Below are 13879 nucleotides of genomic sequence, written 5' to 3' on the forward strand. Positions count from 1 at the left end.
TCTTACCGGGCCGAAGCGAGTTGAGTGAGGGCGGTGCCGAGCCACTGCTGCACGCCATGCATCGTCGCGGCAGAGGTGTCGAGGAACGGTTGCGGGTACACGCCGATGTAAATCAGCAGTGCCGCCAGACCGACCACCATGATCAGTTCGCGAGCATCCATGCCATGCAACACCGCGTCCGATTTGGACGGGCCGAAGTAGGCACGGTGAATCATGATCAGCGAATAGACCGAACCGAACACCAGGCCGGACGTGGCAATCGCGGTGATCCACGGTGCTGCGGTGAACGTGCCGATCAGGATCAGGAACTCACCGACAAAGTTACCTGTGCCCGGCAAGCCCAGCGACGCAGCAGCGAAGAACAGGCTGATGGCCGGCAGGTAAGCGATCTTCGACCACAGGCCACCCATCTGACGCATGTCGCGGGTGTGAGTGCGCTCGTACAACTGACCACTGAGGATAAACAGAGCGGCCGCCGAAACACCGTGCGCCAGCATCTGCATCACCGCGCCCTGCAGCGCCAGTTGGCTGCCGGAGTAGATGCCGATCAGTACGAAACCCATGTGGGAAACGGACGAGAAGGCGATCAGACGCTTGATGTCGGTTTGTGCGAAAGCCAGGAACGCACCGTAGAAAATCCCGATCAGACCGAGGGTCATGGCAATCGGTGCGAACTCGGCCGAGGCATTCGGGAACAGCGGCAGGGCGAAACGCAGCAGACCGTAAGCAGCGGTCTTCAACAGGATACCGGCCAGATCGACCGAACCTGCGGTAGGCGCCTGGGCGTGAGCGTCAGGCAGCCAGGAGTGGAACGGCACGACCGGCAGTTTCACCGCGAAGGCAATGAAGAAGCCGAGCATCAGGATGTACTCGGTGGTGAGCGACATCTTGGTTTTCAGCAGGTCGGCGTAGTTGAAGGTGATTACGCCGGTGCCGTTGAAGTTGACCAGCACCAGGCCAAGGATCGCCACCAACATGATCAGGCCGGATGCCTGAGTGAAGATGAAGAACTTGGTTGCCGCGTAGATCCGGGTCTTCTTGCCGTCCGAAGAACTGTGACCCCAGAGCGCGATGAGGAAGTACATCGGCACCAGCATCATTTCCCAGAAGAAGAAGAACATGAACAGGTCGAGAGCGAGGAACACGCCGACGACACCGCCCAGGATCCACATCAGGTTCAGGTGGAAGAAGCCAACGTGACGTTGAATCTCTTTCCAGGAGCAGAGTACCGAGAGGATACCCAGCAGACCGGTCAGCAGGATCATCAGCAGCGACAGGCCGTCGAGGGCCAGGTGCACGCTGATGCCGAAGCGCTCGATCCAGAGGTGCTTGAACTCAAGCGCCCAGGTTGGATCGGCACCCGGTGCCGGTGCAAATGAATAATTACCGTGGGCCCACAGCCAGAGGCCGAGCGCGAGTTCCAGGGTCATGGTCAACAGCGCAATCCAGCGGGGGAGGGTGGCGCCGAAGCGCTCACCCATCCAGCACAGCAGGCCGCCGATGAAGGGGATCAGGATTAGCCAAGGCAGAATCATGACGGGCTCAATTCCTTTCGCAAGTTCGCAAGGTTCATATTCAGACCGCTACCAGCACGATGGCGCCGATGACCAGCACGGAGCCGGCTGCCATCGAGGCCGCGTACCAACGCAGTTGACCGGTTTCGGTACGGCTCAAGGCGGTGTGGCCGCCTTTGGCCATACGCGGGATCAGGCCAATGGTCTGGTCCAGCGGGTCTTTGCGCAGTACGTGGCTGATCGCAAGGTATGGCTTGACGAACAGTTTGTCGTAGATCCAGTCGAAGCCCCAGGCAGCGAACCACCAGGCCGAAAGGAAGCGGCCGATGCCGCTGTTGGCGATTGCAGTGACGAGACGACGTTTGCCGAGGAACAGCATCGCGGCCAGCAGGATACCGGCCAGGGCGATGGCGCCCGAAGCGATTTCCAGACTGTGCTTGGCTTCGCCGCCGGCATGCCCGACGCTTTCCGGCAGTACGCCGTGCAGCGGCGGAACGATCATCGCGCCGACGAAGGTCGACAGCACGATCAGCACGGACAGTGGCAACCAGTGAGCGATACCGTGACCGGCGTGCGCTTCGGTCTTCGCTTCACCGTGGAACGCGATGAAGATCAGGCGGAAGGTGTACAGCGACGTCATGAACGCACCAACCAGACCTGCGTAGAGCAGACCGTGGTTGCCGCTGGCAAACGCTTCCCAGAGGATTTCGTCCTTGGAGTAGAAACCTGCGGTCACCAGTGGCAGGGCAGACAGTGCCGCGCCGCCGACGATGAAGCTGGCGTAGGCCAGTGGCAGTTTCTTCCACAGGCCGCCCATCTTGAAGATGTTCTGCTCGTGATGGCAGGCAACGATGACCGCACCGGACGCCAGGAACAGCAGCGCCTTGAAGAAGGCGTGGGTCATCAGGTGGAAGATCGCGCCGTCCCACGCACCTACGCCCAGCGCCAGGAACATGTAACCGATCTGGCTCATGGTCGAATAGGCGAGGATACGTTTGATGTCGGTCTGTACCAGCGCGGCAAAACCTGCGAGTACCAGGGTTACGCCGCCGACGATGCCGACGAGGTGCAGGATGTCCGGCGCCAACGCAAACAGGCCGTGGGTACGGGCAATCAGGTAGACGCCCGCGGTCACCATGGTTGCGGCGTGGATCAGTGCCGACACCGGGGTCGGACCGGCCATCGCATCCGCCAGCCACGTTTGCAGTGGCAGTTGCGCCGATTTACCGACCGCGCCGCCCAGCAGCATCAGGGTCGCGAGGACCATCCAGAAGTCGCCGGCCTGGAATTTCTGCGGTGCCAGCACCAGCAGTTCCTGCACGTTCAGCGTGCCCAGTTGGGCGAACAGGATGAACAGGCCGATGGCCATGAACACATCGCCGATGCGGGTCACGATGAAGGCTTTGAGTGCGGCGTTACCGTTGTTGCGGTTGCTGTAGTAGAAACCGATCAACAGGTACGAGCACAGGCCCACGCCTTCCCAGCCGAAGTACAGGAACAACAGGTTATCGCCGAGGATCAGGAACAGCATGCTGGCGATAAACAGGTTGGTGTAGGCGAAGAAACGCGAGTAACCGTCTTCACCGCGCATGTACCACGACGCGAACAGGTGGATCAGGAAGCCGACACCGACGACCACGCCGAGCATGGTCACGGACAGGCCGTCCAGGTACAGCGCGAAGTTCGGCGTGAAGCCTTCCACCGCCATCCAGCGCCACAACACCTGGGTGTAGTGACCGCCTTCCGGTGGGGCAACGTTGAACTGCCAGATCACGTAGGCAGTGACGATCGCCGACAGGCCGATGGAACCGACGCCAATCAGCGCCGAGAGGTTTTCCGAGAAGCGGCCGCGTGAGAACGACAGCAGCAGGAAACCTATAAGAGGGAATACGAACGTCAGATAGAGAAGATTCATCCGCGCATCTCGCTGGCAGCGTCGATATCGAGAGTGTGGAAGCGGCGATACAGCTGCAACAGAATCGCCAGGCCGATACTGGCCTCGGCGGCTGCCAGGCTGATCACCAGGATGAACATGATCTGTCCATCCGGCTGACCCCAGCGGCTACCGGCAACGATGAACGCCAACGCGGAGGCATTCATCATGACCTCCAGGCTCATCAGCACGAAGAGAATGTTGCGGCGGACCATCAGGCCGACCAGACCGAGGCAGAACAGGATGCCGGCGACCGCCAGACCATGCTCCAAAGGGATAGCAGGCATCGTCATTGCTCCTTGGCTTCGTTGCGGCCCAGGTGGAACGCCGTCACGGCTGCAGCGAGCAGCAACATCGAGGCGAGTTCGACCACCAGCAGATACGGACCGAACAGGCTGATGCCCACGGCCTTGGCGTCTACGGTGGTGTGGCCGATGGCCTGGCCGCTCTGGTGCGCGAACAGCACGTACAGCAGTTCTGCCAGCAGCAGCACACCGAGAATCGTCGGGCCGAGCCAGATGCCGGGCTTGAGCCACACGCGTTCTTGCTGAACCGAGGCCGGGCCGAGGTTGAGCATCATCACCACGAACACGAACAGCACCATGATGGCGCCAGCGTAGGCGATCACTTCGAGGACACCGGCGAACGGTGCGCCGAGGGCGAAGAACGTCATGGCCACGGCGATCAGCGAAATGATCAGGTAGAGCAGGGCGTGCACTGGGTTGGTGTGCGTGATCACGCGAAGCGTGGCCACGACAGCGATACCCGATGCGAAATAGAAAGCGAATTCCATCTTTCTTCCTTAAGGCAGCAAGCTCTTCACGTTGATCGGTTCGGCTTCATTCTGCGCGGAGCCTTTCGGCTTCCCGGCAATCGCCATACCTGCAACACGATAGAAGTTGTAATCAGGGTTTTTGCCGGGGCCGGAGATCAGCAGATCTTCTTTCTCGTACACCAGGTCCTGACGTTTGAACTCGGCCATCTCGAAATCCGGTGTCAGCTGGATCGCAGTGGTCGGGCAGGCTTCCTCGCAGAGGCCACAGAAAATGCAGCGCGAGAAGTTGATGCGGAAAAAGTCCGGGTACCAGCGACCGTCTTCGGTTTCAGCTTTCTGCAGCGAGATGCAACCCACCGGGCAAGCCACGGCGCACAGGTTGCAGGCGACGCAACGCTCTTCGCCATCAGGGTCTCGGGTCAGGACGATACGGCCACGGTAACGTGGCGGCAGGTACACGGCTTCTTCCGGGTACTGCAGCGTGTCGCGCTTGCGGAAGGCATGGCCGAAGATCATCACCAGGCTGCGAAGCTGGGTGAAGAAGCCATGCACGATGTCAAAAATGTACTTCATGATTCTCTATCCTCACTGAGCCGCGACGGCGGGCGTGTTGAGCAACACGATCGCAGCGGTCACCAGCATGTTGACGAGGGTCAGCGGCAGGCAGAACTTCCAGCTGAAATCCATCACTTGGTCATACCGTGGGCGCGGAATCGAAGCGCGCAGCAGGATGAAGATCATGATGAAGAACGCGGTTTTCAGCGCGAACCAGATGAACGGGATCTGCGGCAGAATATCGAACGGACCGTGCCAGCCACCGAAGAACAGGGTCACCAGCAGCGCCGAAATCAACACGATGCCGATGTACTCGCCGACGAAGAACATGCCCCATTTCATGCCGGCGTATTCAATGTGGTAACCGTCGGCCAGTTCCTGCTCCGCTTCCGGTTGGTCGAACGGGTGACGGTGAGTCACGGCGACGCCGGCAATGAAGAAGGTCAGGAAACCGAAGATCTGCGGAATGATGAACCACAGGTTCTGCGCTTGATATTCAACGATGTCGCGCATGTTGAACGAGCCAACCTGGATCACGATGCCCATCAGCGACAGGCCCATGAACACTTCGTACGACACGGTTTGCGCCGAGGCCCGCAAGCTGCCCAGCAGGGCGAACTTATTGTTGCTCGACCAGCCGGCGAACAGCACCGCGTAGACCGACAGACCGGCCATGGCGAAGAAGAACAGGATGCCGATGTTGATGTCCGCCACGCCCCAGGTCGGGGTGATCGGGATGATCGCGAAGGCAATCAGCAGGGCGCTCATGGCCACGACTGGTGCCAGGGTGAAGATCATCTTGTCGGCGAACGGCGGGGTCCAGTCTTCCTTGAAGAACATCTTGATCATGTCGGCCGCGATCTGGAACGCGCCGAACGGGCCGACGCGGTTCGGACCGTAACGGTCCTGCCAGAGGGCGAGCAAACGACGCTCGACCCAGCTCAGCAGCGCGCCGCACACCACCACGGCGAGCAGAATCACGATGGCCTTGACGACCGCGATGATCACGTCAATCACTTCAGGCGTGAACCAGGTCATTGAGCTGCCTCCTGCAGACCGTCAACGGATTTACCAAAGATCGCTGGCGGAATGCCGGCGATACCCGCAGGCAAAGCAACCAGTCCAGCACCCAGCTCTTCGTTGATGCGCAGCGGCAGACGCAAGGTCTGGCCGGCCACGTTCAAGCTCAGCAGGGCACCTTCATTGACACCCAGACGGTCGGCTTCGGATTTCGCCAGCGCGACGTAGGCGGCCGGAATGCGTTCTTGAACTGGCGCGGCTTTCGAAGAGGTCTCTTCGCTGCCTAGCAGGTGGAAGAACGGCACGACCTGCCAGGTGCCCGCCGCCGGATTGAACGCACGCGGGGCCGTGGCGAACCAGTTCAGCGAGTCGCCGGTGCTTTCGATCAGGCGCGTGCCCGGGTCGCCAGCGCGGATGTGGCCACCGACTTCGTCCTGGAACTTGTTCCACGCTTGTGGCGAGTTCCAGCCTGGAGACCAGGCGAATGGCACTTGCTGGCGCGGTTCGACGGAGCCCGAGTAACCTTCCATCGAGAAGGCAAACGCGGTGTCCTGGTCTTGCGGGGTACGCGGTTCGTGCACGCTGATGTCGGCGCGCATGGCGGTACGACCGGAGTAGCGCAGCGGTTCGCGGGCCAGTTTCATACCCTTGATGCGGAACGCGGCGGACGGTGCGGCATCGACGATGCGATTGAGGATCGGTGTGCTCGAAGCCACGGCAGCAGTGACGTGGTCCAGTTGAGTCCAGTCGATCGGCTGGTTCAGCAGGGTGGCGCGCAGGGCATGCAGCCAGCGCCAGCCTTCGTGAACCAGGATGCTCGCGTCCATGTACTTCGGATCGAAGACCTGGAAGAAGCGCTGGGCGCGACCTTCCTGGCTGACCAGCGTACCGTCGCCTTCAGCGAAACTGGCGGCTGGTAGAACCAGGTGTGCGCGGTCGCTGGTGGCGGTTTTCTGGTGGTCGGCAACGATCAGCACGTTGGCGGCGGACAGTGCAGCATCGACCTTGGCCTTGTCAGTGCGGGTGTACAGATCGTTTTCCAGCACGACGATGGCGTCAGCCTTGCCGTCGATCACGGCTTGCAGCGCGGCGTCGACCGATTCGCCACCGAGCATGGCCAGGCCGAGGCTGTTGGCTTCTGGCACGATCAGGCTGATGGAACCGTTCTTCTCGCGCAGCTTCAGGGCCTTGGCGATGTTGGCGGCGGCTTCGATCAGCGCCTTGGAACCCAACGAGGTGCCGGCGATGATCAATGGACGCTTGGCCGCAAGCAGGGCGTCGGCGATGCGCTTGGCCAATTCGAGGGCTTCTGCGTCGAGGCCTTCAACCGCTGGAGCGCTGGCGTCAAGGGCGTGCGCCACGGCGAAACCGAGGCGGGCCAAGTCGTCCGGTGCAGCGTGAACGCATTCCTCGGCGATGTCGTCGAGCTTGGTTTCAGCCAGGCTGGCGATGAACAGCGGGTTCAGGGCGTGCTGACCGATGTTCTTCACGGCGGCGTCGAGCCAAGGCTGGACGCGCATGGCGTCGGCCATGTCTTCGGCCTTGCCCTTGACCGACTGACGCAGGGACAGCGCCATGCGGGCGGCGGTCTGGGTCAGGTCTTCGCCGAGGACGAAAATCGCATCGTGGTCTTCGATGTCGCGCATGTTCGGGATCGGCAGCGGGCTGTCTTTCAGCACCTGCATGACCAAGCGAATGCGTTCCAGCTCGGCGGCTTCGATACCGGAGTAGAAGTGCTCGGCACCCACCAGCTCGCGCAACGCGTAGTTGCTTTCGAGGCTGGCGCGCGGCGAACCGATACCGACGATATTGCGACCGCGCAGCAACTCAGCGGCCTTGTCCAGCGCTTCGTCGAGGCTCAGCTTGGCGCCGTTGGCCAGCAATGGCTGGCGCGGACGGTCTTCGCGGTTGACGTAGCCGTAGCCGAAACGGCCACGGTCGCACAGGAAGTACTGGTTGACCGAACCGTTGAAGCGGTTTTCGATCCGGCGCAGCTCACCGTAGCGTTCGCCCGGGGAAATGTTGCAACCGCTGGAGCAGCCATGGCAGATGCTCGGCGAAAACTGCATGTCCCACTTGCGGTTGTAGTGCTCGGAGTGCGTCTTGTCGGTGAACACACCGGTCGGGCAGACCTCGGTGAGGTTGCCGGAGAACTCGCTTTCCAGCACGCCGTCTTCAACGCGACCGAAGTACACGTTGTCGTGGGCGCCGAATACGCCGAGGTCGGTGCCGCCGGCGTAGTCCTTATAGAAGCGAACGCAGCGGTAGCAGGCGATGCAGCGGTTCATCTCGTGGGAAATGAACGGGCCCAGTTGCTGGTTCTGGTGCGTGCGCTTGGTGAAGCGATAACGGCGCTCGTTGTGACCGGTCATCACGGTCATGTCCTGCAGGTGGCAATGACCGCCTTCTTCACAGACCGGGCAGTCGTGAGGGTGGTTGGTCATCAGCCATTCGACGACGCTGGCGCGAAACACTTTCGCCTCTTCATCTTCGATGGAGATCCAGCTGCCGTCGGTGGCGGGCGTCATGCACGACATGACGATACGACCACGGGTGTCGTTCGCGTCGGTGTACTGCTTGACCGCGCACTGGCGGCAAGCGCCAACGCTGCCGAGGGCGGGGTGCCAGCAGAAATATGGAATATCGAGGCCTAGCGACAGACATGCCTGTAACAGGTTGTCTGCCCCATCGACTTCGAGCTCTTTGCCGTCTACGTGGATAGTGGCCATGGTTCAAAGTTCTTCGTTGGCCCGGTGTCAGCGGGCGTGGCTAATGGAATCTTGTTGTTCGTCCGAATCCAAACAGCCCGTAACAGGCGTCATCGAACGAAAGGCGAAGGGCACGGACCCTTCGCCTTTTAAGCGTTTACGCGCCGACTACAATCGGCCGTGCCAGAGGCGGGACGGCTGCGCTGACAGGCGCGATGCCGGCTTCGAACTCATGGCGGAAGTATTTGATGGCGGCCCCCAACGGCTCCACGGCGCCCGGTGCGTGAGCACAGAAGGTCTTGCCAGGGCCGAGGAAACCGACCAGACCCAGCAGGGTCTCGATATCGCCGGCTTGCCCTTCACCGTTCTCGAGTGCACGCAGCAGCTTGACGCTCCACGGCAAACCGTCACGGCACGGGGTGCAAAAACCGCACGACTCACGGGAGAAGAACTCTTCCATGTTGCGCAGCAGCGACACCATGTTGACGCTGTCGTCCACCGCCATGGCCAGGCCGGTACCCATCCGGGTGCCCACCTTGGCGATGCCGCCGGCATACATTTGTGCGTCGAGGTGTTCCGGCAACAGGAAACCGGTACCGGCGCCACCTGGCTGCCAGGCCTTGAGCTTGAAGCCGTCGCGCATGCCGCCGGCGTAGTCTTCGAACAACTCGCGGCCGGTGATGCCGAATGGCAATTCCCACAGGCCCGGGTTCTTGACCTTGCCGGAGAAGCCCATGAGCTTGGTGCCCATGTCATCACTGCCTTCACGGGCCAACGATTTGTACCAGTCCACGCCATCGGCAATGATCGCCGGGACGTTGCACAGGGTTTCGACGTTGTTCACGCAAGTCGGCTTGCCCCACACGCCAACGGCGGCCGGGAAGGGCGGCTTGGAACGCGGGTTGGCGCGGCGGCCTTCGAGGGAGTTGATCAACGCGGTTTCTTCACCGCAGATGTAACGCCCGGCGCCGGTGTGGACGAACAGCTCGAAATCGAAACCGCTGCCGAGGATGTTCTTGCCCAGCAGGCCAGCGGCCTTGGCTTCTTCCACGGCACGGGTGAGATGCTTGGCGGCGGTGGTGTATTCGCCACGAAGGAAGATGTAGCCACGGTAGGTTTTAAGCGCGCGGGCACTGATCAGCATGCCTTCGATCAGCAGATGGGGCAGTTGCTCCATCAGCATGCGGTCTTTCCAGGTGTTCGGCTCCATCTCGTCCGCGTTGCACAGCAGGTAGCGGATGTTGATGGATTCGTCTTTAGGCATCAGGCCCCACTTCACGCCCGTGGGGAAGCCTGCACCGCCGCGACCTTTGAGGCCGGCGTCTTTCACGGTCTGGACGATTTCGTCCTGAGCCATGTCGGCGAAGGCCTTGCGTGCAGCGGCGTAACCGTTCTTGGCCTGGTACTCGTCGAGCCACACGGCTTCGCCGTCGTCACGCAGACGCCAGGTCAACGGGTGAGTCTCGGCCGACCGCTTGATGCGGTTGGCAGGACCGAAGGATGTCAGGGTCATACGTAGCCCTCGAGCAATTTGGCAACGCCGGCAGGCTGCACATCACCGAAAGTGTCGTCGTCGATCATCAACGCCGGCGCCTTGTCGCAGTTGCCGAGGCAGCAGACCGGCAGCAGGGTGAAACGACCGTCGGCAGTGGTCTGACCCAGGCCGATCCCCAGATTGCTCTGGATTTCGCTGACCACGGATTCATGGCCGCCGATGTAGCAGACCATGCTGTCGCAGACGCGAATGATGTGGCGACCGACGGGCTGACGGAAGATCTGGCTATAGAACGTCGCCACGCCTTCAACGTCGCTCGCCGGAATGCCGAGGATCTCGCCGATGGCGTAGAGCGCGCCGTCAGGCACCCAGCCACGTTCCTTCTGGACGATCTTCAAGGCTTCGATCGACGCCGCGCGCGGGTCTTCGTAGTGATGCAACTCGTGCTCGATGGCCGAGCGCTCGGTTTCACTCAGGGTGAAACGGTCTGTCTGGATAAGCGTGCTGTTCATGCTTAGCGGTCCACGTCGGCCATAACGAAATCGATACTACCCAGGTACGCAATCAAGTCCGCGACCATGCTGCCTTTGATCACCGAAGGGATCTGCTGCAGGTGCGGGAAGCTTGGGGTACGAATCCGGGTGCGGTAGCTCATGGTGCCGCCATCGCTCGTCAGGTAATAACTGTTGATGCCCTTGGTCGCTTCGATCATCTGGAAGGATTCGTTGGCCGGCATGACCGGGCCCCACGAAACTTGCAGGAAGTGCGTGATCAGGGTCTCGATGTGTTGCAGCGTGCGCTCTTTCGGTGGCGGCGTGGTCAGCGGGTGATCCGCCTTGTACGGGCCTTCCGGCATGTTGCGCATGCACTGCTCGATGATCTTGATGCTCTGGCGCATTTCTTCGACGCGCACGATGCAACGATCATACGCATCGCCATTGACGGCCAGCGGCACTTCGAATTCGAAGTTCTCGTAGCCGGAGTATGGACGCGCTTTACGCAGGTCGAAGTCGCAACCGGTCGAACGCAGGCCGGCACCGGTGACGCCCCATTCAAAGGCCTCTTTGGTGTTGTAGGCGGCGACGCCGATGGTCCGGCCTTTGAGGATGCTGTTATCGAGGGCGGCTTTCTGGTATTCGTCCAGACGCTTTGGCATCCACTCGACGAAGTCTTTCACCAGTTTTTCCCAGCCGCGTGGCAGGTCGTGCGCAACGCCGCCGATGCGGTACCAGGCCGGGTGCAGACGGAAACCGGTGATGGCTTCGATCACCGTGTACGCCTTCTGGCGGTCGGTGAACGTGAAGAACACCGGCGTCATCGCGCCGACGTCCTGGATGTACGTCCCGAGGAACAGCAAGTGGCTGGTGATCCGGAAGAACTCGGCCATCATGATGCGGATGACGTCGACCTTTTCCGGCACCTTGATGCCGGCGAGCTTCTCGACCGAGAGTACGTACGGCAGGTTGTTCATCACGCCGCCGAGGTAGTCGATACGGTCGGTGTACGGGATGAAGCTGTGCCAGGACTGACGCTCGGCCATCTTCTCGGCACCACGGTGGTGGTAACCGACGTCGGGCACGCAATCGACGATCTCTTCACCGTCCAGCTGCAGGATGATGCGGAACGCACCGTGCGCGGAAGGGTGGTTCGGGCCGAGGTTGAGGAACATGTAGTCCTCGTTCGCCCCGGAACGCTTCATGCCCCAGTCTTCAGGCTTGAAGCGCGCGGCTTCTTCCTCAAGCTGTTGCTTGGCCAGGTTCAGGGTGAACGGGTCGAACTCGGTGGCGCGGGCCGGGAAGTCCTTGCGCAGCGGGTGACCTTCCCAGGTCGGCGGCATCATGATGCGGGTCAGGTGCGGGTGACCTTTGAAGTCGATGCCGTACATGTCCCAGACTTCGCGCTCGTACCAGTTGGCGTTCGGCCAGATCCCGGTGACGGTCGGCACGCTGAGGTCGCTCTCGGACAAGGCGACCTTGATCATCACGTCACTGTTACGTTCGATCGACATCAGGTGATAGAACACGGTGAAGTCGGCGCCGCTCGGCAGCCCTTGACGCTTGGTGCGCAGACGCTCGTCCACGCCGTGCAGGTCATAGAGCATGACGTACGGCTTGGGCAGGTTGCGCAGAAAGGTCAGCACTTCGACGAGTTTGGCCCGGGCAACCCAAAGCACCGGCATGCCGGTGCGGGTAGGCTGGGCGGTGAACGCCTCGGGGCCAAAACGGTTGTTCAGTTCGACGACCACATCCTGGTCGTCTGCCTTATAAGGCGGGATGTACAGAGCACTGCCTGTAGTCATGGTTATTTAATCGCTTTGGGTCAACGTAAAGAATGAAGCCAGTTGTTCGTTTCATTGAAACAGCAGAACTGGATCAGACTTCGTCGGGGCTGCGCAGGTTGGTGACTGCGATTCGCTGTTCGCGGCGCTGTTCCTTTTGCGAAGGCATCTCGGCGCGGTACACGCCTTGATCGCCAACGACCCAGGAAAGCGGACGACGCTCCTGTCCGATCGACTCTTGCAAGAGCATCAAGCCTTGCAGGAAAGCTTCGGGACGGGGCGGGCAGCCAGGCACGTAGACGTCCACGGGCAGGAACTTGTCCACCCCTTGAACGACAGAATAGATGTCGTACATGCCACCGGAGTTGGCGCAGGAACCCATGGAGATAACCCATTTAGGTTCGAGCATTTGCTCGTAGAGACGCTGGATGATCGGCGCCATCTTGATGAAGCACGTGCCGGCGATAACCATGAAATCCGCCTGACGCGGTGATGCCCGGATAACTTCGGCGCCGAAGCGCGCGATGTCGTGGGGCGCCGTGAAGGCGGTGGTCATTTCCACATAGCAGCACGAAAGACCGAAGTTATACGGCCACAGGGAGTTCTTGCGCCCCCAGTTGATCGTGCCGTTAAGCACGTCTTCGAGCTTGCCCATGAAAATGTTTTTGTGGACTTGATCTTCTAACGGATCGGAAACGGTTTCCCGCTCGCCAATCGGATACTGCTCGTTAGGAGCATCGGGGTCGATCCTGGTGAGATTGTATTGCATTGCCAAAGCCTCATTGTTTCAGCTTCGCCTGCCGCTTGCGACGAGCTTCTGGAGCCCAGTCAAGGGCGCCCACTCGAAACAGGTAGACAAGACCTGCCAACAGAATTGCTATGAAAACGAGAGCTTCGACGAATCCGGTCCAGCCGCTTTCGCGGACGGACACAGACCAGGCAAAGAGAAAGAGGGCTTCGATATCGAAGATCACGAAGAGCATCGCGACCAGATAGAATTTGGCTGAGAGCCGCAAGCGGGCGCCACCTGTAGGTAGCATGCCGGACTCGAACGGTTCGTTTTTGCTGCGGCCCCAGGCTTTTGACCCAAGGAGGCTTGAGACGCCAAGCATAAAGGCACACAGGCCGATAACGCCCAGAAGGAAAATGGCAAAGCCCCAGTTGTGGGCCATGAGTCCTGTCGCTTCGGGCATGCTGGTAATCCTTAACAGAGAGCAAAGGTCTCTGAGCTTGAAAAAGTAACAAAGCAGTGACGATATGTCGCAGCAATCAATCCCGCTGATTTTATGGCACAACACCGTGCAAGTAAAATTCCTATAGCGAAATTATTTATGGGAATAAGGACATAGTGTCCGTCAAAAGCCACGCAGCCCAGGCGTTGCGGGCATTAGCCGGCTTTTCATCAAATATGTTTTGTGATGGCTGTAACGAACATAGTTGCAGCTAAATGATAATCAATATTGTTTGAGTCGGTTTTTAAACTGTTTAATGGGTGAGTCGGTGGAAAGTTGTCTTATATGGCGATTACTCCATGTAGCGGCGGCACACGTTTTATTCGATTTTTCTGCCATCGATACCGATATGGATCACTCTCTTTCCGG

General features: G+C 60.3%; 12 protein-coding genes. All 12 read right to left on the reverse strand.

All coding sequences use genetic code 11. The features are described 5' to 3' along the window. Positions 1–2: 2 nt before the first annotated feature. Positions 3–1535, reverse strand: coding sequence for an NADH-quinone oxidoreductase subunit M (gene nuoM, locus ACYZT4_RS03505; RefSeq protein ID WP_461985273.1), 1533 nt, complete (start codon positions 1533–1535; stop codon positions 3–5). 40 nt (positions 1536–1575) lie between these two features. Continuing rightward, positions 1576–3429, reverse strand: a complete 1854-nt coding sequence (gene nuoL, locus ACYZT4_RS03510) for an NADH-quinone oxidoreductase subunit L (RefSeq protein ID WP_461985274.1) — start codon at positions 3427–3429, stop codon at positions 1576–1578. After that, on the reverse strand, positions 3426–3734 hold the full coding sequence (gene nuoK, locus ACYZT4_RS03515) for an NADH-quinone oxidoreductase subunit NuoK (RefSeq protein ID WP_007905077.1): 309 nt from the start codon (positions 3732–3734) through the stop codon (positions 3426–3428). The genes nuoL and nuoK overlap by 4 nt, the downstream gene beginning before the upstream one ends. Before the next feature lie 2 nt (positions 3735–3736). After that, a complete protein-coding gene (nuoJ, locus tag ACYZT4_RS03520) occupies positions 3737–4240 on the reverse strand; it encodes an NADH-quinone oxidoreductase subunit J (protein ID WP_461985276.1) in 504 nt (167 codons plus the stop codon). 9 nt (positions 4241–4249) lie between these two features. Next, entirely contained in the window at positions 4250–4795 is a 546-nt protein-coding gene (gene nuoI, locus ACYZT4_RS03525; RefSeq protein WP_157712570.1) for an NADH-quinone oxidoreductase subunit NuoI, read from the reverse strand. Between the two features lie 12 nt (positions 4796–4807). Beyond that, positions 4808–5815 (reverse strand): NADH-quinone oxidoreductase subunit NuoH, encoded by a 1008-nt coding sequence (gene nuoH / locus ACYZT4_RS03530; RefSeq protein ID WP_461985278.1) that lies wholly within the window; start codon positions 5813–5815, stop codon positions 4808–4810. Continuing rightward, the gene (gene nuoG / locus ACYZT4_RS03535) at positions 5812–8526 is read right to left on the reverse strand and encodes an NADH-quinone oxidoreductase subunit NuoG (RefSeq protein WP_461985280.1); all 2715 of its coding nucleotides are present in this window, start codon (positions 8524–8526) and stop codon (positions 5812–5814) included. Before nuoG ends, nuoH begins: the two co-directional genes overlap by 4 nt. Before the next feature lie 136 nt (positions 8527–8662). After that, on the reverse strand, positions 8663–10018 hold the full coding sequence (gene nuoF, locus ACYZT4_RS03540) for an NADH-quinone oxidoreductase subunit NuoF (RefSeq protein ID WP_461985282.1): 1356 nt from the start codon (positions 10016–10018) through the stop codon (positions 8663–8665). Continuing rightward, entirely contained in the window at positions 10015–10512 is a 498-nt protein-coding gene (nuoE, locus tag ACYZT4_RS03545; RefSeq protein WP_007946422.1) for an NADH-quinone oxidoreductase subunit NuoE, read from the reverse strand. The genes nuoF and nuoE overlap by 4 nt, the downstream gene beginning before the upstream one ends. Positions 10513–10514: 2 nt before the next feature. After that, positions 10515–12299: an NADH-quinone oxidoreductase subunit C/D gene (gene nuoC / locus ACYZT4_RS03550; protein ID WP_461985284.1), complete on the reverse strand. Its 1785-nt coding sequence runs from the start codon at positions 12297–12299 to the stop codon at positions 10515–10517. A gap of 73 nt (positions 12300–12372) precedes the next feature. Then, entirely contained in the window at positions 12373–13047 is a 675-nt protein-coding gene (locus ACYZT4_RS03555) for a NuoB/complex I 20 kDa subunit family protein (RefSeq protein ID WP_008146035.1), read from the reverse strand. A gap of 10 nt (positions 13048–13057) precedes the next feature. Further along, complete coding sequence (locus ACYZT4_RS03560) at positions 13058–13471, reverse strand: NADH-quinone oxidoreductase subunit A (RefSeq protein ID WP_077045930.1); 414 nt, start codon at positions 13469–13471, stop codon at positions 13058–13060. Positions 13472–13879: the final 408 nt, after the last annotated feature.

This window comes from Pseudomonas sp. GB2N2 (assembly GCF_054897705.1).

Excerpts from the sequence above, each read along its gene's own strand:
- ACYZT4_RS03555 (WP_008146035.1), bottom strand. The coding sequence starts at position 13,047 with ATGCAATACAATCTCACCAGGATCGACCCCGATGCTCCTAACGAGCAG.
- nuoC (WP_461985284.1), bottom strand. The coding sequence starts at position 12,299 with ATGACTACAGGCAGTGCTCTGTACATCCCGCCTTATAAGGCAGACGAC.
- nuoK (WP_007905077.1), bottom strand. The coding sequence starts at position 3,734 with ATGCCTGCTATCCCTTTGGAGCATGGTCTGGCGGTCGCCGGCATCCTG.
- nuoJ (WP_461985276.1), bottom strand. The coding sequence starts at position 4,240 with ATGGAATTCGCTTTCTATTTCGCATCGGGTATCGCTGTCGTGGCCACG.
- nuoI (WP_157712570.1), bottom strand. The coding sequence starts at position 4,795 with ATGAAGTACATTTTTGACATCGTGCATGGCTTCTTCACCCAGCTTCGC.
- nuoM (WP_461985273.1), bottom strand. The coding sequence starts at position 1,535 with ATGATTCTGCCTTGGCTAATCCTGATCCCCTTCATCGGCGGCCTGCTG.
- nuoH (WP_461985278.1), bottom strand. The coding sequence starts at position 5,815 with ATGACCTGGTTCACGCCTGAAGTGATTGACGTGATCATCGCGGTCGTC.
- nuoE (WP_007946422.1), bottom strand. The coding sequence starts at position 10,512 with ATGAACAGCACGCTTATCCAGACAGACCGTTTCACCCTGAGTGAAACC.
- nuoF (WP_461985282.1), bottom strand. The coding sequence starts at position 10,018 with ATGACCCTGACATCCTTCGGTCCTGCCAACCGCATCAAGCGGTCGGCC.
- nuoG (WP_461985280.1), bottom strand. The coding sequence starts at position 8,526 with ATGGCCACTATCCACGTAGACGGCAAAGAGCTCGAAGTCGATGGGGCA.
- nuoL (WP_461985274.1), bottom strand. The coding sequence starts at position 3,429 with ATGAATCTTCTCTATCTGACGTTCGTATTCCCTCTTATAGGTTTCCTG.
- ACYZT4_RS03560 (WP_077045930.1), bottom strand. The coding sequence starts at position 13,471 with ATGCCCGAAGCGACAGGACTCATGGCCCACAACTGGGGCTTTGCCATT.